This window comes from Dyella mobilis (assembly GCF_016904945.1).
GTDB lineage: Bacteria > Pseudomonadota > Gammaproteobacteria > Xanthomonadales > Rhodanobacteraceae > Dyella_B > Dyella_B mobilis.
Window position 1 is genome coordinate 43247 of the sequence record NZ_JADIKF010000034.1, and the last position, 22765, is coordinate 66011.

A 22765-nucleotide genomic window follows, 5' to 3' on the forward strand; every position below is an offset into this window, starting at 1 on the left:
TTTTTCGTGAAAAGCACGGGGCGAAAGCCCCGTGCTTTTTTTGTGCCCGGCGTCCGCGCCTGGTCTCCATCGACCTTTTGCAATAGCAAGAAATAACGAAAAATCGACAGTTCATTTAATCTGTATTCATCAAAAACTTACGAAATGACACGAACCATTCCGTTCGTCGGCGTACTGTCCAACCCATCCCAGTCGCTCGTCTGAAATAATTTATTCAATTATTTTAAATAGATATGAAAAATACTCGCATCTCAGCTGCCCCCTAAGCGCGAAGCGTGCCATTCGTCTCTGTCGAAACTTTTTGCATTTCTCCGTAAGCGTTGCGTAAGGTTTGGTCATTCCGTAAGTTCGTACGTGACTGATCGCGGCGGCACAGCCACCAGGCGATCACCCGGGCGGGATACCCGGTCGAGTCGGGAGTAAGTCATCCACGAAGGAAGCGCAGGACGGGAACGAGGTTCCCTTCCTGGCCTCGCCGTGGGCGTCAGTCCGGTTCGATGAAAGCTCCAGACGCAGCAACTTTTGAAGTCGTTGTTTTAGCCCAATGGGCTCCACGGGGAGATTTTGAATAATGATCAAGCGTGACCAGACCGGCACGGGCCACTACCGTCGCCACACCCTTGCAGCAGCGCTTGCGCTGAGCTTGGGCTTTACTGGGGCGGCCTTCGCCCAGTCCACCACCAGCACGTTCTTCGGCCAGGCGCCGGTGGGCGATTCAGTGACGGTAACCAGCCAGACAGGCCTCAGCCGCGACGTGCCGGTCGACAGCACCGGGCACTATCGCGTGAACAACATGCCGGTCGGCACCTACACGGTGCAGCTGAAGAAAGACGGCACCGTGGTGGACACGCGCGACAACGTGACACTCACCGTGGGCGTGAACACGGAAGTGTCGTTCGCACCCAAGACCTTGACCACGGTAACGGTCAGCGCCAACGCGATTCCGCAGATCGACGTGGCCTCGGTGGATTCGCGCTCGGTCATCACCGCGAAGGATCTGCAGCGCCTGCCGCTGGGTCGCACCGCCGAATCGATCGCATTGCTGGCGCCGGGCGTGGTGCAGGCGAGCGGCTATTTCAACAACGCACTCTCGTTCGGCGGCGGCAGCGCCACCGAGAACGCGTACTACATCAACGGCTTCAGCAGCTCCGATCCGCTGTCCAACCTCGGCGGCGTGGGCCTGCCGTATGGATCGATCGACCAGCAGGAAACCTACATCGGCGGCTACAGCGCGAAGTACGGCCGTTCCGACGGCGGCGTGATCAACCAGATCGGCAAGCGCGGCACGAACGAGTGGCACTTCGGCGGGCAGATGATCTGGGAACCGCGCTTCCTGGAATCCACACCGGTGAACCGCAATTACCCGAACATGGCGCTGCCGGCGCATTACAGCTACGCCGATGCATCGCTGCCCGGTTCGATCTACCAGTACCGCAAGGACGACAAGCAGTGGCGCACCGTTTATGACGCCTACATCGGCGGCCCGCTGATCAAGGACAAGCTGTTCTTCTTCCTGTCGGCGGAAGCGGAAAAGGTGGAAGGACGCAGCACCAACAACGTGGAGGCGGCACAGGAGGCCTACCTCAAGTACACCAACAAGCTGCAGAAGTTTTACGGCAAACTGGATTGGAACATCACCGACAATAACTTGTTGGAACTGACCCACGTCGTCAACAAGCAGCCGGCATCGGCAGGTGCAGGCGATCCGACCCAGCCGACCTCGGGCGAGTATTACGCGTTCAACTACGGCAACCTCAGTTCGGGCGGCCCGCTCGGTTTGTATCCGGTGTACTCGAAGAACTCGACCACGCTGGATATCGTGAAGTACACCGGTTACATCACTGAAGATTTGACCTTGAGCGCGACCTACGGCCGCAACAAGGTGCTGAACTACACCACGCTGCCCGGCCTCAATCCGGACGATCCGTACATCGCCAATCCCAACTTCGAAAATCCTGCGTACACAGGCGGCTCGCCGATCACCAACAGCACCACCACCAACCAGATCGGTTCGCCCAACGCACAGAGCAAGACGCACGGCCTGCGTGTGGACATCGACTACCACCTGGGCAGCCACGATCTGTCCGCCGGTATCGACAACATGTATTTCTCCGGCAAGGACCAGGGCGTTGTGACGGCCGGCCCGGGCTATTACTGGCGTTATTACCAGACGCCGTATCCGAACAACCCGATCGTTCCCGGCGTCGTTCCTGCGCCCGGCCAGGAGTACTACGCACGCAAGCGCATCTACACCACGGCCACCAGCATGTCGGTGTCGCAGAAAGCGTATTACCTGGAAGACAAGTGGCAGGTCACCGATCGCTGGCTGCTCGATGTGGGCATCCGCAACGACAACTTCAACAACTACAACAGCAGCAACCAGCCGTATGTGCGCAGCGGCAACCAGTGGGCGCCGCGCCTGGGCGTCAGCTGGGACGTGTTTGGCGATTCCAGCCTGAAGGCGTACGCCAACCTGGGCCGCTACTATCTCGCGTTGCCGGACAGCGTGGCGATTCGCGGCGCTTCAGCTTCGACGTATACCGACCAGTATTTCACCTACACCGGCATCAATCCGACCACCGCCGAACCGACCGGCACCACGGCGCTCGCACCGCCGCACTCTTCGGATAACGAATACGGCATTACGCCCGATCCCAAGACGTTCGCATCGACCAACCTGCGTTCGGAATACCAGGACGAGTTCATCCTCGGCTTCGACAAGACGCTGGGCGACAGCTGGACCACCGGCGCGAAGTTCACGCTGCGCAAGCTGCAAAGCGCGATCGACGACGTGTGCGACATGGGTGCCCTGGCCAACAAAATGCAGTCGATGGGCCTCGACCCGAGCCTGTACAACACCACCCAGCCGGGCTGCCGCCTGTTCAATCCGGGCAGAAGCAACGACTTCCTGGTATCGCGCGTGGATGGCTCGGGTTATGCCAGCGTGCCCATGACCACCTCCGACTGGGGCTTCACCGAAGGTGCGAAGCGCAAGTATTACGCGGTGAATGCTTACTTGGAGCATCCGTTCAACGGCAAGTGGCAGGCGCGCGTGGATTACACCTTCTCGCGCAGCTACGGCAACACCGAAGGCCAGGTGCGTTCGGATATCGGCCAGACCGACGTCAGCAAGACCGAAGACTGGGATTACGCGTCGGTGATGGTGAACAGCAATGGCGTGCTGTTCAACGATCGCACGCACACCATCAAGGCCTATGGCGCGTACGCCATCACGCCGGAATGGATGGTCTCGGGCCGCATCCTGCTGCAGTCGGGCGCACCCAAGAGCTGCCTGGGTTACTACGGCCCGCAGATGTTGGATCCGTCCACCTACGGCGCGGCCTATCACTACTGCTTCGGCCAGCCGTCGCCTCCGGGAGCGCAGGGACGCATGCCGTGGACCCAGCGCCTGGATCTTGGTGTGACGTATCGCCCGATGTTCGCCGACCAGAAACTTGCGTTCGGCCTGGATGTGTTCAACGTGCTGAACCGGCAGGCTGCCACGCAGTGGAACACCACCAGCGAAAACTCGCCGGGCGTGGTTTCCAACACCTACGGTTTGGGTCTGTACTACAACCAGCCGCGTTACGTGAGGTTGTCGGTGTCTTACGACTACTAAGTTTCCCAAGGGAGCCACCTCCCCCTTTTGGTTCCCTTTTTTTCTTCTCGAACGATTCTTCGAGTTACACCATCCAGCGTAGGCCACCTTCGGGTGGCCTTCTTTTTGCGACCGATACGCACGTCATTTGTTCAGACAGCGGACTACACGACCGGCTCGTCTCGCGGTGTTTATCAGGCCTCTATCAGCGTCAGCCAAACCTTAAGAGCGCCCAGGAATTGGGCTGCATCGTGTAGGAATACATTGACTGATATTTGGTGAATCACCTACACGAGCAAAAACAGCTCCTCGAATAAGCCTTTGTGCCTGCTGCTTTTTGTATTGCGCAGCACACCGCTCCGAAGGTGACGCGACATCGGCCACGCATCGCGGTTGTCGCATGACGCGTGCTGGTCCGTAGCAAATTTTTCGCTTCGGGTAACCGTTGCATAACAACTTGCCCAAGCCCTAGCGTGTGCCCAGCCCGTGCATCGCCAGTTCAAGGCACGCCTGCCCCAGAAGCGCCACGGCAAACCAACACACGAGCGGTCCATGCAGGCCGCCAATTCCGGGGCGCCGCTGCTTCGCGGCAGCGGCTTGCCCATTGCCTGCCCATTGGAGGGAACCATGCAAATTCGTCAACACAACAACACGCCGAACTATCGGCGGATCGCCCTGAGCATCGCGCTCGTGCTCGGCGTGGACAGCGGCGCCGTGCTCGCGCAGAGCACATCGGGTTCCATCTACGGCTCCGCCCGTGCCGGCGCCGAGGTCACCATCACCAACGAAGGCAACGGTTCCAGCCGCAACGTAACCGTGGGCCCGAACGGCGCCTTTCAGTTCAACGCCCTGCTTCCGGGCAAATACGTGGTGAAGCTTGCCGATGGCGGCAGCACGTCCACGCAGGAAGTGACCGTGCTCGCCGGCCAGGGCGCCAACGTCAACCTGGCGGTTACCGCAAGCGCCGTATCGGCCAAGGCAAAAAACCTGGATACGATCAGCGTAACGGCCAATTCACTGGCCAATATCGACGTATCGTCGGCACAGACCAATACGGTGATCACCGCCGAGCAGATGAAGACGTTGCCGATTCCGCGCAACGTGACAGCGATCGCCCTGCTTACGCCGGGTGCGGTGAAAGGCGATTCCTCGTTTGGCAACCTCGCTTCGTTCGGCGGCGCTTCGGTGGCTGAAAACGCCTATTACGTGAACGGCTTCAATGTCACCAACCAGTTCGACTCACTGAGCTTTTCGCAGGTTCCGTTCGAGGCGATCGACCAGGAATCGGTACAGGACGGCGGCTACGGCGCGGAATACGGCAACGCCACCGGCGGCGTGATTTCGGTGCAGACCAAGCGCGGCACCAACGAATGGAAAGGCGGCGTAGATGTCACCTGGAATCCCGTTTCGCTGATGGCAAAGCAGCCCAACATTTATCTGAAGAACGGAAATCCCTGGTACAACGCTTCGCGCAACAACAACTACGCCATCGGCAACAGCGGCTCCACCTATCCCATCGATTTCAGCTCGCGCTGGAATGCCTGGCTGGGCGGCCCGCTGATCAAGGACAAGCTGTTTATTTTCGGCCTGGTGAGCGGCACCAAGACGAACTCGTCAGGTTATGGCTATGTCGACCAGGCCGGCGGTGGCGGCTATACCGCGCTGACTGAGAAAGATCCGTACTGGCTGCTGAAGCTCGACTGGAATATCAACGACAGCAACATCCTCGAATACACCGGCTTCAACGATACCCGCCACGTCAGCACCGACGTTTATTACGACGGATTCGGCGACAATGGACACAGCCCCTATCACTACGATTATCAGGGCGTAGTGAAGCAAAAGCTCGGCGGCCAGACGAACATCCTGAAGTACACGAGCTACATCACCGATGACCTCACCTTGACCATGCAATATGGCAAGAACCAGAACCATCGCATCAATACCGCCATTGCCGCCGATGGCACCGTGGAGAGCTATGACGGCAACATTCTCAACGCCGCCAATGCACCGGGCTGCCCCGCCATTACCGACCTGCGAAATCCGGTTGTCGCCGGCCAGATCGCTCCTTACGCGCATTGCAACTTCATCCCGGGCGGCGTGTTGACTACCGACAACGGCCAGGACAAGCGCTCGTCGTTCCGCATCGACCTGGAGTACAAGCTGGGCGACCACGACATTACCGGCGGCTGGTCGCGCGACCGCACCTCATCCAGCACGGGTCAGGCCTACGAAGGTGGTGCGCAATGGGTCTATGGCCCGCTGAATCCGGAAACCTCCGGTGCTGCTCCCGAAGATAACCAGGTGACCAACTATGTGTTTGCCACCGGTGCGAAGGTAAGCACCACGCAGCGTGCGGCGTATCTGCAGGACAACTGGCATATCACCGACAACTTCCTGCTGCGCTTGGGCCTGCGCAACGACCAGTTCAATAACCAGAACGGGCTTGGCCAGACCTACGCCAAGCAGGATCACAATCTGCAACCGCGTCTGGGCTTTTCGTGGGACGTGCACGGCGACTCGACGCTGAAGATCTACGGCAGCGCGGGCGACTACTCGCTGCCGATCGATGCGGGCGTGGCCATTCGCGGTGCTTCGGCGTCGCTGTATTCCACGCAGAGCTTTACCTACACCGGCGTCGATCCGGTGACCGGCGTGCCGCAGGGACTCACTCCGCTTACGCCGGTGCAATATCTCAATTTCGAGACCGGCTCCACGCCCAATCCGACCTCGTATACAACGGCTAACCTCAAGCCGTTCAAGCAACGCGAATTCATTCTCGGCGCGCAACAGCAGGTCGGCGACTGGACCGTGGGCGCGAAAGCCGCCTATCGCAAAGTGTTGAACGGCATCGACGATATCTGCGATTTCCGTCCGATTGCCGCCTACGCCAATGCGATGTACGGATTCGGCTATCGCACCGACAGCCTGGCGCCGATGATGGCCGATGGAAGCAATGCCAATCCGGGCCTGATCGGCTGCTTCATTGCCAATCCAGGCAACGGCGTGCAGCTGATGCTGCCGCTCGACCCGAACTCGAACCAACTGTATCCGGTGAACCTGAGCGGCGAGCAGATCGGCGAACCCAGGTACAAGCGCAATTACTATGCGTTGTCGCTGACTGCCGAGCGTAACTTCAACAACACGTATTACCTGAATTTCTCGTACACCTACGCACGCTCTTACGGCAATACGGAAGGGCTGGTGGATTCCAACATCGGCCAGGCCGACACCGGCACGTCGGAGCTGTTCGACTATCCGGAAATCATGTACGGCGCGAACGGCAACCAGCCCAACAACCACAAGCACACCTTCAAGGCTTACGGCGCGTACAAGCTGAGCAACGAGTGGACGATCGGCGCGAACCTGCTGGTACAAACAGGCCGGCCGCGGAATTGCTATGGCGACAATCCGGCGGATCTGGGCGTCGTCGGCGGCTATGCCGGCGGCAAGAATCCCGAGCCTGGGCAGCCTTCGGTATCCAGCGGCACGTCGCCGTACATCTATTGCGTCGTCAACGGCGTCGGCGCCGTGCTTCCGCGCGGATCGGCGGGCAACACGCCGACGCTGTGGCAGCTCGATTTGAATGCGGCCTACAAGCCCGAGTGGTTCAAGGGGCTGACCATGCGCGCCACGGTGTTCAACGTTTTCAACCGGCATACGCCCGTGTCGGTCTACGAAAACCAGAATGCCTTCTACACGCCATCAGCCAACGGCGGCACCTGGCAGACCCTCAACGACACCAAGTATCTGGTGCCCACGGGTTATCAGGCTCCGCGTTATGTGCAGCTCAATGCGGAATATGATTTTTGATGGTGGGCGTTTGCTCTCCCCTGCTCGCGCAGGGGAGGGTTGAATTTTGTAGGTTGGGTTAGCGCAGCGTAACCCAACTGTTTTCGGCTCTTCGACTCTCTAGCGCAAAGACGAAGACACGTTGGGTGACGCTGCGCTAACCCAACCTACGTTGCTGCGTTGTACGGGGCGTTCTTCAGACTTCCGCCCACATGCGGATCAGGTTCGCGCGGGACTTGCTGATCAGGTCGAACGAAGAGCTCTTGCCTTCGCGCTTGAAAATTTCGTGCTTGGCGTTTTCCAGATCCCACAGGACTTCCCGCCTGGCGGGATCGCGCACCTGGCTTTGCACCCAGATGATCGCTGCATCGCGCACGCCGCGAGTGACCGGCGTGACGTGATGCAGCGTGTTGGCGGGATAGGCGATCGCACCACCCGCTTCCAGCTTGAACTGGTTGCTGATGCCGTTCATGAACACGGTCAGCTCGCCGCCGTCGTAGCTTTGCGGATCGCACAGGAAGATGGTGATGGCAATGTCGCTGCGGATCGAATTGCTCATGTTGCCCATCACCGGCGTATCCACGTGAGGGCCGTATTCCATCGCTTGCGCATAACGATTGAACAATACCGGCGTCGCCCTTGCAGGCAACAATGCTGCCTGCAATTCGCCGCTGCGCATGAAGGCTTCGCGCACGATGCGCGCGATCTGCTCGTACTCGGGGCCCGACGTCACCTGCAGATTCCGTTTCACTTCGCGTGCGGACCAGCCGGCCGTGCCGGCACCATCGGCAAACGAAGCACTCTCCAATTTGGACCGGATGGCGGCCACCTCATTGGGGTTGAGAACAGCGGGAACGCAGTGAATCAAGGCGGCAGCCCTTCATGAGGTGGCATGACGCCATCCATGGTAATCGCACGCCCTGCGAAGCGGAACATCTGCCTCAGGGCGGACTTTTTTGCGGGAAGAACGTGCAAAACTAGGCATCGATTCTGCAACCGACCACGTCAGGTAGACCATGTCGCCTCCCTCCCTCTCTCCCACGGCGCAGCAGTGGCTGAGCGAAGCCGGCAAAGCGCTGTCCCAGGGACGCCCGGATCTGGCCGAGCAACCGCTGAAACGCGTGCTGGCCGAGGCACCCGGCTTGCTCAACGCGCAGTTCCTGTACGGCATCGCCTGCCTGATGCGCGGCGATAGCCACACCGCGGCCGAGTACATGCGCAAAGCCTCGAAGCAGCGCCCTGACGACCCGAACATTCTGACCAATCTGGGCGGCGCCCTTTACGACTCCGGCGCCACCGAAGAAGCCTTCGCCTGCCTGCGCCGCGCCACCAAGCTGGCCCCGATGCAGGCGTCCACCTGGTACAACCTCGGCAAGGCCCTGAAATTGGATTGGCAACTGGATGAGGCCGCGAATGCTTTGCGGCGCGCCATCGAGCTGGACGAACGACACGTGGCCGCGCGCAACACGTTCGCCGACATTTTCACCATCCGCGGCGACATCCCCGCTGCCGTGGCCCAATACCGCAAGGTGCTGGCCTTGCAGCCGGATCAGGCGCAGGCCTGGCATGCCTTGGCCAATCTGAAGACCGAACCGCTGACACCCGCGGATACGCAGCAGATCCGCCAGCTGTTGCAAAACCAGCAACTGCCCCCTGACTCGCGCGTGTTCCTTGGCTTCAGCCTGTACAAGGCCCTGGAGGACCAGCGCGACTACGTCGGCGCCTTTGCGGCCTTGCGCGAAGCCAATGCCGTCAAGCGCACGCTGGTGTCGTGGAATGCGGCAGCCGAGCATGCCTACGTCGAAGCAATCACCGAGGCCTTTCGTCATCCGTTGCCGGCTCCGCTCGACCCGACGCTCGGGCACGAAGTGATTTTCATCGCGAGCCTTCCTCGTTCCGGATCGACGCTGGTCGAACACATTCTCGCGTCGCATCCGCAGGTGGAAGGCGCCAACGAGATCACCGACCTATCGCAAGTGCTCGAAGAGGAATCCAAACGGCGCGGCAAGGAATTTCCGCTCTGGGTGAGCAACGCCACCGCGGAAGACTGGGCGCGGCTGGGCAAGAACTATCTTGCGCGTACCGCACGCTGGCGCGCCAAGCGTGCGTATTCCACCGATAAAAACCTGCAGAACTGGCAATGGGTCGGCGCCATTCGTGCGATGTTGCCGGGAGCCAAAATTATCGACTGCCATCGCGATGCAGTCGAAACCTGTTTTGCCTGTTACCGCCATTTATTCAACGAAGGCATGCACTTCAGCTACGACCTGAAAGATCTCGCCGGTTACTACAACGGCTACCAGAAACTCCGCGGTTATTGGCAAGCGCATTACCCGCACGAGGTGCTCGATCTTGCCTACGAGAAACTGGTGCAAGAACCCGAAGCGCAGATTCGACACCTGCTCGCCTGGTGCCAGTTGCCCTTCGATGCGGCATGCCTCTCGCCGCATCAGACGCAGCGCGACGTGCACAGCACGGCCAGCGCAGCGCAGGTGCGCCAACCCATACGGGGCGACACTGCACGCAGTCCGCACTATCGAGAGTTTCTGGCTCCGCTGATCCAGCATCTCGATCGCTGAAGGTGCTGAAACGAAGAAGGCCGCCGGTTGCCCGGCGGCCTTCTTCTTTGCTCCGATGGCCGACGCCATCCATGGCATCGGTGCATCGTCTATCGGTATTACCAGTCGAACTTCACGTTGAAGTCCATGTAACGCGGCGTTTCCGTCGACTGTGCGGTGTGGTAGACCGGGTTCCAGTAGATGGTGCCCGAGTTGTTGCCGGCAGGGCCACCGCCATTGCCGACGGCGTACTGCGTGTAATACAGCGTCGCAGCCTGCTCGTTGAACACGTTGTGGATTTCCCACTGCAGGGTGAGGTGCTTGTTCGCCCACTCCGGCGTATACGTCAGCGCCAGGTTGAGCTGGTGCGTCCACGGGGTGTGGCCGCTGTCGCCCGGAGGTGACGCCTCGCCGCCGAAGCCCACGAGGGTCGGCGAATTGCCTGCAGGCGTACCACCGCAGAAGTGCTGGTAAGGACCGGCATAGATATCAGCAAGGATCTCCGGACCGTAACCGCTCAAGCAGACGTTCGGTGCACCCGACTGAACGATGAACGTACCGCTGACCATCCATTCCGGCGTGATCGCGTAAGAGCCGAACGCCTTCAGGGTGTGGCGATGGCTGTTGGCCTGCTCACCGTTGGCCCACGCCATGATATCCGGGAAGTCCCACTGTGCCGTGGTCGAACCGGAAGCCCTGCCGTTGGTCTGGTTGGTGATCTGGCCGATCGGCGTATCGGTCGGGCCTTCCGTGGTGCCGTACGACTTGGAGAACAAGTAGTCGACCTTGGCGTACCACTTGCCGTCCCAGCTGTGCTCCAGGTAGTTGTCCAAGGCGTAGTACTTACGCGACGGAACCGGGAATGCGCAGTTGTTCGAGGAAACCGGGGCCCCATTGGAAACGATGTTGCAGTCGATATTCTCGCCCGTGTTCGGATTCCACTCGACGACCGTGTTGCCGGGTTGCGGGATGTAGTTGGCCTTGCCCGGATTGACCAGGCCCGGAATGGCGGAGCCCTGCGAACCGGGAACCAGGATGACGTTGGTGTCGTCGACGAGGTTGCCTGCCTTCTCCCAGGTGGCCTGCTCGCCCCACACCAGACCGGTGTCGCCGAGCTGCTTCTGGAAGCCCAACACGTATTCGTCCTGATACTGCGGACGGAGGTTGGTCGAGGCGTAATCCTTGATGTTGCCGGTGGCGCCACCGTACTCGCCGTCGGACGAGTAGAAGCCCTGCACCGGACCACCCGGGGTCGGCGCGATCGGAACCAGCTGCAAGCCGACCGGCTGGCCATTCGCAGCAATGCTCTGGTAGGTATAGGTGGCGCTGCCGTTGATGGAACCGAACTGCGGGTTGCGGCCAGCCAGACCTGCCGGCAGCGCGAGGTAGTAGCGACCCGCGTTACCGAACACCTTGAAGGTGCTGTCGTTGAACACGTCCCAGCTGAAGCCCAGGCGCGGCGCCCACTGCGGGTTGTTTTCCTTCACGTAGGCCACGCCACCGGGACCGGTGTTTTCGAACTGGTCGTTACGCAGACCAAGATCGAGCAGCAGGTTGGGCATCACCTGCCACTTGTCTTCCACGTACTGCGCCTTTTCGCGCGACGCAATGCTGACGTCCGTCGCCACTACGTTGTACTGGACGTAGCTGCCCGGAACGTTGCCCGCGCCATTGAGGAACGGCGCACCAGGGGTTACCGATGCCGGAGTGCCGATGTAGTAGTTATAGGTACCGCCGCCGATGTTCTGGCCACCGTCGTTATCGTCACGGTACTGAACGTTGTCGATACCGAACTTCAGATCGTGGTTGTCGGTGACCTTCCAATCCAAGTCGATGCGCAGGTTCTCGGTCTTGGTCGTGTGCTTGGGATTGGACAGGGTCGTATCAACCGCAGCCGGCACGGTGACACCCGGGGGCGTCGTCGGATAACCCTGGCCGAAGCTGACCGGCGGCAAGTTACCGCCCGCGTAGCTGCTGAAGTAATCCGCACCCATCAAGCCGTACATCACTTCGAGCGTGAGGTTGTCGGTGATGTAGGAGGTGTACTTCAGAATACCGATGTTGTAGGTGTTCTTGAACAGCGTACCCGGCGCGTAGAAGTTGCCGACTTGCTGATCGGTGTAGTTGTACTGGTAGAAGTTGCTGGAGGTTTCGTTCTGCTGGCTTCTGGCGCCCGTCAATTCCAGCACGTTGCTGTCGTTGATGTTCCAGTCCAACTTGCCGTACAGCTTGGGACTGCTGGTGGCCGTCGTTTGATAGAAGCCCTGCGGCGAGGTGATACCGTAGTTCGCCAGGCCACCGTCGTTGCTGTCTTTCTGCCATTCGGCAGTGATGAAGAAGAACAGCTTGTCCTTGATCAGCGGGCCGCTGAGATAGGCGTCATACACGTTCTCCCAGTCGCTGTCCTGCTTTCTGCCGTTTTCGATCTGGCCATAGCCGGGCAGATAGTTGGTGGTGCCCTGGTTCTGAGCCATGTAGGGGCCCGGAACAATGGCACCGGTACTGGTCTGCGAATAACCAATCGTGCCGACCGGGGTGAGCGGATTGGCGTACTTGATGTTGTCGTAACCGCTTTCGGCGAACGACGGACGCGTAGCGACGTATACGCCGGCATGCCACTGGTTGCTACCGCGCTGACCGATCTGGCTGATCACGCCGCCGGTCGAACGACCGTATTCCGGACCGTAACCGCTGGTGATGGTCTGCTGTTCGGAAATCGCGAAGTACGGCAACGACACGCCGCCCGCGCCACCGATGGGATCGGTGGTGTTGAAACCGTTCAAGTAATAGGCGTTTTCCACCACGCTGTTACCGCCCATCGACACCAGCGGCGCACCGGTCGGACCGTTGCCGAGGCTGGAACCGCCCATGTTCACGCCGGGGGCGAGCAGTGCAATGGCTTCGGCGCTGTGCGCGATCGGCAGCGTCTTCAGCTGCTGCGCGGTCATCACCTGGGTCTGGCGGGTGGAGGACACGTCGATCGCCGGCACCGAGTTGGCCGTGACCGTCACGGTGGACAGGTTCTTCGCATTCTGCGATCCGGCAGCAGCGGCAAACGGCACCGGCGTACCGCCGGACACGGTTACCTGCACGTGGTCCTGCGAAGCCACCACGTTGCCGCCCTGCATCAGCGACACGGTGTAGTCGCCGGTGGGCAACTGGTTGGCGCTGTAGCGACCGGCGCTATCGACCGCTACTTCGCGGGTCAGGCCGGTCTGATTGTTGACGACGCGAACCGTCTCACCGGCCGACACCGGCGCGGTACCGAATACGGAACCCGTGGTGGCCTGGCCATACGCGTACCCCGTAAAGCCCATGCTCACCGCCAACGCGGCAGTAAGGGCGTTACGGCGATAATTTTGAATTCGCTTCAAACGGTTATTCATTGAAATTTCCCCAGCGGCAAGAATTCTTCAAACAAACACAAGAGTCATCGAAGGCTTCCCCTGCCGAGGTATTTCGATATTCGAAACGCCCCGGAAGCGATGTCTTGGTTGTCCCCATCCCCTCTCAGGTTGCCTCGCAGCGCTATTCTGTTTTAACCACTGCTTAGCAATCCGATACTGCGAAAATAATTTTTCGGATAACAAAAAGTCAACGGCAATAATTTACGATCTAATAGCAAGATATTACGATTCATTAAAATGACACAATTACAAAGACTTATCCCGGGAAGCCGAGCGATACCGGCGGTATCGTGCGGCCTCCTCGCGTGAAATAACGCCCCCTGTTTGCGCGGGCGCCCTCCAGGGCCACCGCGGCCGTCACTCCACTGGGTCTTCCTCGAAGCGCAGGTGCTTGACGCTGCGCCCGTTGCGGCGGACCAGCTTCAAGGCCTCGATGCCGATCTTGATGTGCGCTTCAACGAACTGGGCAGTCACGCTGCGATCGCTTAGCTCGGTCTTCACGCCTTCGGGGATCATCGGCTGATCCGATACCAGCAACAGCGCCCCGCAAGGAATGTGATTGGCGAAGCCCGCGGCAAAGATGGTGGCCGTTTCCATATCGACGGCCATACAGCGTGTGCGGCGCAGGTATTCCTTGAAGGTTTCGTCGTGCTCCCACACGCGCCGGTTGGTGGTGTAGACGGTGCCGGTCCAATAGTCGTGGCCCAGGTCGCGGATCATCGTCGACACGCCGCGCTGCAGTTGGAACGCAGGTAACGCCGGCACCTCCGGCGGCAGATAGTCGTTACTCGTGCCTTCGCCGCGAATGGCGGCAATCGGCAGCACCAGATCGCCAAGCTTGTTTTTCTTTTTCACGCCGCCGCATTTGCCCAGGAACAATGCGGCGCTGGGCTGGATCGCGCCGAGCAGGTCCATCATGGTGGCGGCATTGGGGCTGCCCATGCCGAAGTTGATCATGGTGATGCCGTCGGCGGTGGCGCTCGGCATGGGGCGGTCGCGCCCTTGCACTTCCACACCGTGCCATTCGGCAAACAGGTCCACGTAGTGGCCGAAATTGGTGAGCAGGATGTGCGGGCCGAAGTGCTCCAGCGAAACGCCGGTATAGCGCGGCAGCCAGTTGGTGACGATTTCGTGTTTGGTCTTCATGGGAACTCTTGAGCAGAGCGCAGCGAGTGCTCGCTGCGTAAACCGGCGACGCCACGCCGGCAGGATGCCAGAACGAGCGCCGCCATCTTAGGGCCTGTCAGCGTCATTTTCGCGGCACGCGAACGCGGCCCTGGCGCGCGTCTGCGGGCTTGCTGTTGGCAACAAGGGGAAAACCCACTCGGCATTCACGCGTGCTATGGTCAGCATGCCATTGAGTTGAGGGGGTGGCGAGATGCGAATGGGCCTGGCTATCGATGCTTCCTGCGATTTGCCGCAGGACTTTCTGCTACAGAACAACATCGCCGTCATGCCGATTGCCGTACGGGTCGACAGCTCGACCTTCAAGGACAATCGCGACCCCGCCGAAATCGAGCGCTTCCTCGGCCTGAAGCTCGGCAGCCGCAGCCATTCGGCAGAGACCGAGCCGTGCTCGGTGGAAGACGTGCAGAAGCTGTTCCTGGAAAAGCTGGTGCTGGAGAACGATTGCGTGTTCTGCCTCACCATCACCGCCACGCGCAGTCCCATCTATGACAACGTGGTCAAGGCCAGTTTTGCCGTGCTCAAGCACTACCGTCAGGTACGCGAGCCGGCGGGCATCACCGGTCCGTTCCTGATGCGCGTGCTGGACACGCGCAGCCTGTTCACCGGCTCCGCCCCTTGCGTGGTGGAAGCGGTGCGCTTGATGCAGGCCAACGAGACGCCCGCGGCGATCCGCGAACGCCTCGCCTATATCGCCGAGAACTCCTACGGCTACATGCTGCCGCGCGATCTTTATTACTTGCGCGCGCGCGCGAAGAAGAAGGGCGATCGCAGTGTCGGCCTGTTCAGCGCCGTGCTCGGCTCCACGCTCGACATCAAGCCGCTGCTGCGCGGCTACCGCGGCGAAACCAGCCCTGTCGGCAAGGTGCGCGGTTGGGAACACGGCTGCGAAACGCTGTTCCACTACGCCGCCGATCGCGTGCGCGCCGGGTTGCTGGTGCCGGTGATGTGCACGGCCTACGGCGGCGATCTGGCCGAACTGCCCAAGCTGCCCGGCTTCGCCAAGCTGGCCCAGGCTTGCGATGAATGCGGCGTGACGCTGATGCAGGCGCCGATGAGCATTACCGGCATGGTCAACGTGGGCGAAGGCGCGGTCACGATCGGCTTCGCTGCCGAAGAGCACGCCGTCGACTTTTGACCGCGCGCCGCGTAGTCGCTGGGGCCTGTTAGCACTAGCTCAAAAGCCGTAGCTGAGGAATCCCCCATCCACCGCCAGGATCTGGCCGGTGACGTAGCTGGCCGCGGGCAGGCACAGGAAGGCGATGGCGGCGGCCACTTCTTCCGGCTCGCCGATGCGCCGCAGCGGCGTGTGGTCGAGCACTTCGTCGAGATAGTCCGCATCGGCGAGGGCAGGCTCGGAACGCTGGGTGCGGATGTACCAGGGCGCTACTGCGTTTACGCGGATGCCGTCGATCGCCCATTCCACGGCGAGGTTGCGGGTGAGCTGGTGCAGGGCGGCCTTGGTCATGCCATAGGGCGATCCGGTACGCACGTGCGTTTGGCCGGACACCGAACCGACGTTGACGATCGCCGCATTGGCGTGCTGCGCCAGATGCGGATGCGCAAGGCGGCACATTTCGTAGGCGGAAAAAAGATTGCGCTCGAAAATCTCGCGATACTCCGCTGCCTGATAATCGAGCGTCGCCATGGGGCGATTGCCGCCGGCATTGTTGATCAGGAGCGACAGCGGCGTTTGCAGATCGGCGATCCAGTCGAACACCGCCATGCGATCTTCCGCTTCGCTGACGTCGGCCGCGAACGACAAGACATCGATGCCGGGAAAGTCATCGGTGAGTTCCACGCAGACCTGGTCCAGATAATCCTCGTCGCGCGCCACCAGCAGCAGATTGGCGCCAAGGCCCGCCAGTTCGCGCGCAGTGGCGTAGCCGATGCCCTTGCTGGCGCCGGTGATCAAGGCGGAGTGGCCGTGCAGTTGCCAGGCGTCGATGCGGGTGTTCATGTACGAAGCTTACATTAATGAGTTATCCATCATGGGCAACTCGTGACTCAATGCCTTGTCTGTGCGCCCTTGCGGCGAGACACTGCCCGGGTCGCCATACGAGGCCATCATCATGAAAGCCATCCCTGCCCTGCTATGCCTGCTCAGCCTTGCCGCCTGCACCGGCAAGCCGCCGACGCCTCAATCAGACCCCAGCGCGGCCACATCCTCGTCCGCACCCTGGAGTGCCATGAAGCAGGACGAACAACGTGCCAAGGACGTGCAGAAGCAAGCCAATCAGCACGCGGCGGACGAGGCCAAGCAGATCGACCAGCAGACGCAATGATGCATCGGCAAGTGCGCCAACGTTTGGACGTCCGTACATTGACGCCTTGCCACGCTCGATCGATACGGGCATGGTTCGGGCATGAGCCCCGATACCACCCATCCGCAGAATGCCGACATCCCGCTGCTTGAAATCCGCGAAGCCAGCGTGTTGCGCGGCGATCGCCTGATTCTCGACCGCTTCAGCCTCAAGCTCGCCGTCGGCCAGCACGTCGCCATACTTGGCGCCAACGGTTCGGGCAAATCCACCTTGATTCGTCTGATCGCGCGCCAGCTCTATCCGCTGGCGCGCAACGACGGCGTGCCGACGATTCGCGTGTTCGGCCGCGATCGCTGGAGCGTGAGCGAATTGCGCAGCCTGATCGGCATCGTTTCGCCGGCGCTGCAACTGGACTACACCAGCGACACGCCGCTGGAAGTGTTCGACGCGGTGGTGTCGGGTTTCTTTGCCGCACGCGGACTGGGGTTGGATCATCAGGTCGCGCCATGGATGCGCGAACGCGCCAGCGAAGCGCTGCAACAGGTGGAAGCCACATCACTGATCGGCCGCGAGATGGCCAGCCTCTCCACCGGCGAGGCGCGCAGAGTGCTGATTGCCCGCGCGCTGGTGCATCGTCCGCGCGCCCTGTTGCTGGATGAACCCTGCGCCGGCCTGGATCCGGCCAGCCGGCGGCGCTTTTTACAGACGCTGCGCCAACTCGCCGGGCACGGCACGACCTTGCTGCTGGTGACGCATCACGTGGAAGAGATCCTGCCGGAGATCGATCACGTCGTGGTGCTGCGCGAAGGCCAGCTGCTGCGCGAAGGCGACAAGGCCAGCGTATTGACTGGTGCCGTGCTCAGCGCGGCGTTCGACATGCCCATGCGGGTGGAGCGCCAAGGCGAGTATTACGGCGCCGACGTAATGTAAAAGTGTTACGGCAACCACCCCATCGATGGATGGGGTGGTGAGCCGGCTCAATGCCGATCAGTGCGGCGAGCAGAAGCAATACGAATACACGTTCGGCTGCCCCGCCTGTGCCGAGCGCAGCATCTGCAGCTCCGGCGCCAGCGCCGGCAATTGCGCGAACCAGCTGGGCAGGCGAATGCCGTAGCTTTGCAGGCCCGACACCATCGCGCTCTGGTTGAGGCTGACGACGAAGCGCTCGAACGTGTTCAGCGGACGCTCCTGGTAGTGCACCGCGTAATCCTTGCCCAGGTGTGCCAGGTCTGCCGCTTCCTTGACGGCGCTTTGCAGGCCGCCGAGCTGATCGACCAGGCCGCGCTGCATCGCCTGGTCGCCGGTCCACACGCGCCCCTGCGCGATCGCATCGATCGTATCGAAACTCTTGCCGCGCGCCTTGGCCACGCCGCCGACGAAATCGCGATAGCCCTTGTCGATGACCGACTGGATCACCGCGCCGACCTTCGGATCCAGCGGCCGGCTGACGTTGAAGGCTCCGGCCAACGGCGTGGTGCCTACGCCGTCGCTGCTGATGCCGAGTTTGGCCAGCGTGTTGGGAATGGTGTAGTACATGCCGAAGATGCCGATCGAACCGGTGATGGTGTTCGGCTCGGCGTAGATCTTGTCGGCATTCATCGAGATCCAGTAGCCGCCGCTGGCGGCGACGTCGCCCATGGAAACCACGACCGGAATGCCCGCTTCGCGCGTCTGTTCCACTTCGCGCCGGATCTGCTCGGCGGCATACACTTCGCCGCCCGGCGAGTTGACGCGCAATACCAGCGCCTTGGTGCGCTTGTCTTCGCGCGCACTGCGAATCAGCGCGGCGGTGGAGTCGCCACCGATCGAACCCGGCGGCTGGTCGCCCGCGGTGATCTCGCCCTCGGCCACCACCACGGTCACGCCCGAACCGGCGAGGTTGTCGTTGACGTTAATCGTAGTGGTGTAGCGATCCAGGTCCACCCCGCGAAAACCGTGGCCGTCCTTGCCCGCTGGCACGCCTTGCGAATGCAGCATCTTGATCAGCTCCTCGCGCGTGGCGAGGCCGTCGATCAGGTGTTCGTTGAGTGCGAGCTGGGCCAGGTCGCCGTTGGTGCTGGCAATGCGGTCGGGCAATTGATCGATATCGTCGCGCACCTGCGCCGGATCCAGCTTGCGCAGCTTGGCAACGGTGTTGACGTAGCCGTCCCACAAGCCGCCCATCCAGTAGCTGTCGGCTTCCTTGGATTCCGGCGAGGCGTGGTTGAGCACGAACGGCTCGGCCGCGCTCTTGAACTGGCCGTGGCGGAACAGGTAGACGGTGACACCCAGCTTGTCGAGCAAGTCCTTGTAGAACAGCCGGTAGTTGGCCAGGCCGGTGATCATCAGGCTGCCTTGCGGATCGAGCAGGATGCGATCGGCATGCGCGGCCAGCAAATACTGGTATTGATCCAGGCTCGGCGCCCACACCAGCACCGGCTTGCCCGCCGCGCGGAAGCGGTCGAGCGCCGCACCGACTTCGGTCAGCGCGGCAAAGCCGCCGCTCTGCAGCTGGGCGGGGTCCAGCACGATGCGCGTGATGCGCGAGTCTTTCGCGGCGGCATCGATCGCACTGGTCAGGTCGCGCAGCTGCACTTCCTTGAGTCCGTTGCCGGAGAGTTTGGCAATGGCACGCTGCGCCGTGTTGATGCTGTATTGCTCTACCAGCCGCCCTTCCGGCTTGAGCACCAGCACGCTGCTGTCCTGGATGACGGTGCCGTGCTTGAGCGCACCGATACCGAAGATCAGCAGCACAAACAAAATAAAGAAGAAGAAGAACACTACGTTGATCAGGGTGAGCCTGACGATGTTGAGGCCGCGCCCGAATACGCGCAGGAAGATCCAGAATCCGTTCGGCTGCCGCAGGGGCGGTGGTGTGCTCATAAATCCATCGATTCCTTAAAGATGCGCTCAGGGTAACCGCTGGCACGTTTCAGGTCATGAGGGGATCGTGGCATCCGTCGTGGGCGACGCGACAGGGCCAAACGTACCGGGCCGGTGCCGGCGCGAGCTTCGCCAGAAACGCGCGAACAATAAGATGGCCGCCATGCTCAAGCCGGCGATCAGCCCCATCCAGATGCCGCGCGCGCCCAGGCCGAAGTGGAAGGCCAGCCACCAGCCCACCGGCATGCCGACAAGCCAATAGGCGAACAAGGTGATCGCCATCGGGATGCGGGTGTCTTTCAGGCCGCGCAGCGCGCCGTTGGAGGCCACCTGGATGCCATCGGAAAACTGGAACAGGCCGGCCAGCAGCAGCAATTGCGAGGCCAGCTTGATCACCGTGTCGTCGCGGGTATAGAGCGAGGCGATGAAATGCGGAAAGCCCAGCATCAGGCTGGCCGACAGCAACTGGGTGACCAGGGTCAGGCCGATGCCGCAGAAACCGGCGTAGCGCACGCCGGACGCATCGCCCCGCCCCACGGCGTTGCCCACCCGCACCGTGATGGCCATGGCCAACCCCAGCGGGATCATGAAAAACAGCGAGGCGATATTGAGCGCCACCTGATGGCTGGCGACGACGTCTTCGCCCATGGTGCCGATCAACAATGCGGCCGCCACGAACAGGCCACCCTCGGCCAGCAAGGTGATCGCCATGGGCAGGCCGACGTGCACCAGCGCGCCGATGCGCCGCGGACTGGGCCACTCGAAGTGATCGAAGATCCCCAGTCCGCGGTAGTTGCGGTGACTGGCGATATAGATGGCGAAGGCAATCATCTCGATCCACAGCACGGTCGCCGTGGCGATGCCGCAACCGCGCGCGCCTTGCGGCGGCAAGCCCAGCTTGCCGAACATGAAGGTGTAGCCCAGCGGCACCAGCAGCACCAGGCCGCCCAGGCTGAAGTACATCGAAGGACGGGTCATCGAGAGGCCTTCGGACAGGCCGCGCAGGGCGAAATAGCAGGTCAGCGCCGGCGCGCCCCAACTGATTGCCCGCAGAAATTCGCCCACGTCGGTATAAAGACCTGGCGTCACGCCGATCAGCTTGATCAGCGGTTCGGCATGGCGCACCGCGAACCACAGCAGCGCGCCCATGCCGAGCGCGAGCCAGATCGCCTGGCGAAATACCGCGCCGGCCTCGTGCCGACGGCCGGCGCCGTCCAACTGGGAGACGGACGGCGGCACCGACATCATCATGCCGATACCCAGCACGATCGCCAGCGACCAGATGCTGGCCCCGATCGCCACCGCACCCAGCACGTGCGCGCCCACGTGACCGGCCAGCACGGCATCGATCACGTTGCTGCCGATGGCAGCCAATTGAGCAAGGATCAGCGGCAGGGCGAGGCGCACGGTGGCGCCAATCTCCCGCGACACTCGAGCACGGTCGAGCTGGAACGAGGACATGAATGGATTCTCCGAAGGCCGCCATTGTACATCCCGCCTGTCTGCCTCTCTGGAAAGCGCACGGTTGTGTGCCAAGATCGCAGGCTGCACCGCAGGGGAACGGCCATGAAGGAATTGACCTCATTCGAGGGAGTCCAATGCACCAACTGCACGACGCCGTTGGAGGGCGAGTATTGCCACCATTGCGGCCAGTCGATGCACAGCGTGCTGCGGCCGGTACACGGGCTGGTGGAGGAATTCTTTGAGACCGTCCTGCACGTCGACGGGCGCATCCTGCACACGCTGCCGGCGCTGTTTCTCAAGCCGGGCTTTCTGACCCTGGAATATTTCAGCGGCCGCCGCGTGCGCTACATCGCGCCGTTCCGGCTGATGTTCGTGCTGTGCGTGCTGTCGTTCTTCACCTTGCACCTGGCGGCGGACACGATCGCCAATCGCGCCAACGAGCGCCATCAGCAGTCGCTGATTGCCGGATCCACGAGCGCCTTTGAGGACGACGACACCATCCAAGGCGTGCAAAAGGACCTGGACCGGAAACTGGGCGACCTGGAAGCCGCGCGCGCCGAGAACGCCAAGAACGGCGCCAACGCGGCCATCGCTGCGCAAATCGAGCACAGCGAAAAGCAGTACCGCGACGACGCCAGGCAGCGCCTGGGCAAACTGGGCTCGCCGGCAGCGGCCGCATCCACCGCCACCAGCCCCCAGGCACTGGCCGCGTCCACCGCGTCCGACGAAAGCAAGATGGACATGAACCCGGTGAACATCTCCTGGCTGCCGGCCTTTGCCAACGAGCGCCTGACCGTACTGGGCAAGTCGGCGCTAAAGAACATGCGCACCATGCTCCACGGCAACCCCGCCGAGCGCCAGGAAGCCCGCGAGCGGTTGATCACCAACATCTTCGGCACCCTGCCCGGAACCATGCTGGTGCTGATACCGACCTTCGCCTTGCTGCTGACGCTTTTCTATATCTTCAAGCGCCGGCTTTACATGGAACACCTGATCGTGGCCCTGCACAGCCACGCCTTCATCTTCCTCAGCCTGCTGCTGATCACCGTGGCAGGCATGCTGTCGGGATGGGTGCGGCCGCACGCGGCATGGGCGGGCAGCATCCTGGGAGCGGTCGAGTTCGGCCTGGCCCTTTGGGTGCCGATCTACCTGCTGGTGATGCAGAAGCGGATCTATCGCCAGGGCTGGGCGATGACCGCCGTGAAATTCTGGGTCATCGGGTGGTGCTATTTCTGGCTGCTGGTCAATGTACTGGCCATCGCAGCCATACTCGGCCTGGCTCGCTAGGGCTGACAAAGAGCGGTTTTACACAGCGTCAAGGTATTGACACGTGGCCGCGCCTGAGCGTCGATCAGAACTAGGACCAAATCGATACCATCTTTCAAACTATTGATATAGATGATATTTTTTTGCTGATCAAAAGTTGAACAGCGTGTCACAAGCTGCGTTCTGATGCGCGATTAGGCCTCCTCTCAACGGCACATCCACAGACTTATCCACAGCTCTTGTGGATAACAGAAAAACCGTGTTCCGCTGAGCCACTTAGCCCCGGTTCCTAGATGACAGAGCAGCTATCGCAGCCAAGCCCGCCCCGGCGCATTCTTCGCGGGTTTTGATCCGGACCGCTTGGCGCTC

The 22765-nt window shown here is 61.4% G+C and carries 13 protein-coding genes; 7 read left to right on the top strand and 6 right to left on the bottom strand.

Going from position 1 to position 22765, the window contains the following annotated elements:
- The first annotated feature begins 571 nt into the window (after positions 1-571).
- Positions 572-3619, top strand: a complete 3048-nt coding sequence (locus tag ISS99_RS03170; RefSeq protein WP_204630137.1) for a TonB-dependent receptor — start codon at positions 572-574, stop codon at positions 3617-3619.
- Between the two features lie 606 nt (positions 3620-4225).
- Positions 4226-7411 carry a TonB-dependent receptor gene (locus ISS99_RS03175; protein ID WP_204630138.1) on the top strand — a complete coding sequence of 1062 codons (3186 nt, stop codon included), beginning with the start codon at positions 4226-4228 and terminating at the stop codon, positions 7409-7411.
- A gap of 175 nt (positions 7412-7586) precedes the next feature.
- Here ISS99_RS03175 and ISS99_RS03180 read toward each other — a convergent pair whose 3' ends face one another.
- Positions 7587-8258, bottom strand: a complete 672-nt coding sequence (locus ISS99_RS03180) for a Fe2+-dependent dioxygenase (protein ID WP_204630139.1) — start codon at positions 8256-8258, stop codon at positions 7587-7589.
- Between the two features lie 148 nt (positions 8259-8406).
- On the opposite strand from ISS99_RS03180, the gene ISS99_RS03185 reads away from it, so the two are divergent.
- Positions 8407-9969 carry a tetratricopeptide repeat-containing sulfotransferase family protein gene (locus ISS99_RS03185; RefSeq protein WP_204630140.1) on the top strand — a complete coding sequence of 521 codons (1563 nt, stop codon included), beginning with the start codon at positions 8407-8409 and terminating at the stop codon, positions 9967-9969.
- A 98-nt stretch (positions 9970-10067) separates the two neighbouring features.
- Here the strand turns inward: ISS99_RS03185 and ISS99_RS03190 are convergent, their stop codons facing one another.
- Together ISS99_RS03190 and ISS99_RS03195 are read right to left on the bottom strand one after the other, a co-directional pair.
- Entirely contained in the window at positions 10068-13334 is a 3267-nt protein-coding gene (locus ISS99_RS03190) for a TonB-dependent receptor (RefSeq protein ID WP_204630141.1), read from the bottom strand.
- Positions 13335-13712: 378 nt separating this feature from the next.
- Positions 13713-14501 (bottom strand): AMP nucleosidase, encoded by a 789-nt coding sequence (locus ISS99_RS03195; RefSeq protein ID WP_204630142.1) that lies wholly within the window; start codon positions 14499-14501, stop codon positions 13713-13715.
- Positions 14502-14733: 232 nt separating this feature from the next.
- On the opposite strand from ISS99_RS03195, the gene ISS99_RS03200 reads away from it, so the two are divergent.
- Positions 14734-15678, top strand: a complete 945-nt coding sequence (locus ISS99_RS03200; protein ID WP_204630143.1) for a DegV family protein — start codon at positions 14734-14736, stop codon at positions 15676-15678.
- Positions 15679-15717: 39 nt separating this feature from the next.
- Here the strand turns inward: ISS99_RS03200 and ISS99_RS03205 are convergent, their stop codons facing one another.
- Entirely contained in the window at positions 15718-16500 is a 783-nt protein-coding gene (locus tag ISS99_RS03205; protein ID WP_204630144.1) for an SDR family oxidoreductase, read from the bottom strand.
- 112 nt (positions 16501-16612) lie between these two features.
- Here ISS99_RS03205 and ISS99_RS03210 point away from each other — a divergent pair, with 112 nt between their 5' ends.
- Positions 16613-16825, top strand: a complete 213-nt coding sequence (locus ISS99_RS03210) for a hypothetical protein (RefSeq protein ID WP_204630145.1) — start codon at positions 16613-16615, stop codon at positions 16823-16825.
- A gap of 81 nt (positions 16826-16906) precedes the next feature.
- Positions 16907-17734, top strand: a complete 828-nt coding sequence (locus tag ISS99_RS03215) for an ABC transporter ATP-binding protein (protein WP_204630146.1) — start codon at positions 16907-16909, stop codon at positions 17732-17734.
- 57 nt (positions 17735-17791) lie between these two features.
- On the opposite strand, the gene sppA is transcribed toward ISS99_RS03215, so the two are convergent.
- Both sppA and ISS99_RS03225 read right to left on the bottom strand, forming a co-directional pair.
- The gene (sppA, locus tag ISS99_RS03220) at positions 17792-19666 is read right to left on the bottom strand and encodes a signal peptide peptidase SppA (RefSeq protein WP_204630147.1); all 1875 of its coding nucleotides are present in this window, start codon (positions 19664-19666) and stop codon (positions 17792-17794) included.
- Positions 19667-19720: 54 nt separating this feature from the next.
- Positions 19721-21127 carry an MATE family efflux transporter gene (locus tag ISS99_RS03225; protein WP_204630148.1) on the bottom strand — a complete coding sequence of 469 codons (1407 nt, stop codon included), beginning with the start codon at positions 21125-21127 and terminating at the stop codon, positions 19721-19723.
- A gap of 105 nt (positions 21128-21232) precedes the next feature.
- Between ISS99_RS03225 and ISS99_RS03230 the strand changes: the two genes are divergently transcribed.
- The gene (locus ISS99_RS03230) at positions 21233-22417 is read left to right on the top strand and encodes a DUF3667 domain-containing protein (RefSeq protein ID WP_204630149.1); all 1185 of its coding nucleotides are present in this window, start codon (positions 21233-21235) and stop codon (positions 22415-22417) included.
- Positions 22418-22765 lie beyond the last annotated feature (348 nt).

What these genes read in the sequence shown, in the direction of transcription:
- ISS99_RS03170 (WP_204630137.1), top strand. Translation starts at nt 572, where the DNA reads ATGATCAAGCGTGACCAGACCGGCACGGGCCACTACCGTCGCCACACC.
- ISS99_RS03175 (WP_204630138.1), top strand. Translation starts at nt 4,226, where the DNA reads ATGCAAATTCGTCAACACAACAACACGCCGAACTATCGGCGGATCGCC.
- ISS99_RS03185 (WP_204630140.1), top strand. Translation starts at nt 8,407, where the DNA reads ATGTCGCCTCCCTCCCTCTCTCCCACGGCGCAGCAGTGGCTGAGCGAA.
- ISS99_RS03190 (WP_204630141.1), bottom strand. Translation starts at nt 13,334, where the DNA reads ATGAATAACCGTTTGAAGCGAATTCAAAATTATCGCCGTAACGCCCTT.
- ISS99_RS03195 (WP_204630142.1), bottom strand. Translation starts at nt 14,501, where the DNA reads ATGAAGACCAAACACGAAATCGTCACCAACTGGCTGCCGCGCTATACC.
- ISS99_RS03200 (WP_204630143.1), top strand. Translation starts at nt 14,734, where the DNA reads ATGCGAATGGGCCTGGCTATCGATGCTTCCTGCGATTTGCCGCAGGAC.
- ISS99_RS03205 (WP_204630144.1), bottom strand. Translation starts at nt 16,500, where the DNA reads ATGAACACCCGCATCGACGCCTGGCAACTGCACGGCCACTCCGCCTTG.
- ISS99_RS03210 (WP_204630145.1), top strand. Translation starts at nt 16,613, where the DNA reads ATGAAAGCCATCCCTGCCCTGCTATGCCTGCTCAGCCTTGCCGCCTGC.
- ISS99_RS03215 (WP_204630146.1), top strand. Translation starts at nt 16,907, where the DNA reads ATGAGCCCCGATACCACCCATCCGCAGAATGCCGACATCCCGCTGCTT.
- sppA (WP_204630147.1), bottom strand. Translation starts at nt 19,666, where the DNA reads ATGAGCACACCACCGCCCCTGCGGCAGCCGAACGGATTCTGGATCTTC.
- ISS99_RS03225 (WP_204630148.1), bottom strand. Translation starts at nt 21,127, where the DNA reads ATGTCCTCGTTCCAGCTCGACCGTGCTCGAGTGTCGCGGGAGATTGGC.
- ISS99_RS03230 (WP_204630149.1), top strand. Translation starts at nt 21,233, where the DNA reads ATGAAGGAATTGACCTCATTCGAGGGAGTCCAATGCACCAACTGCACG.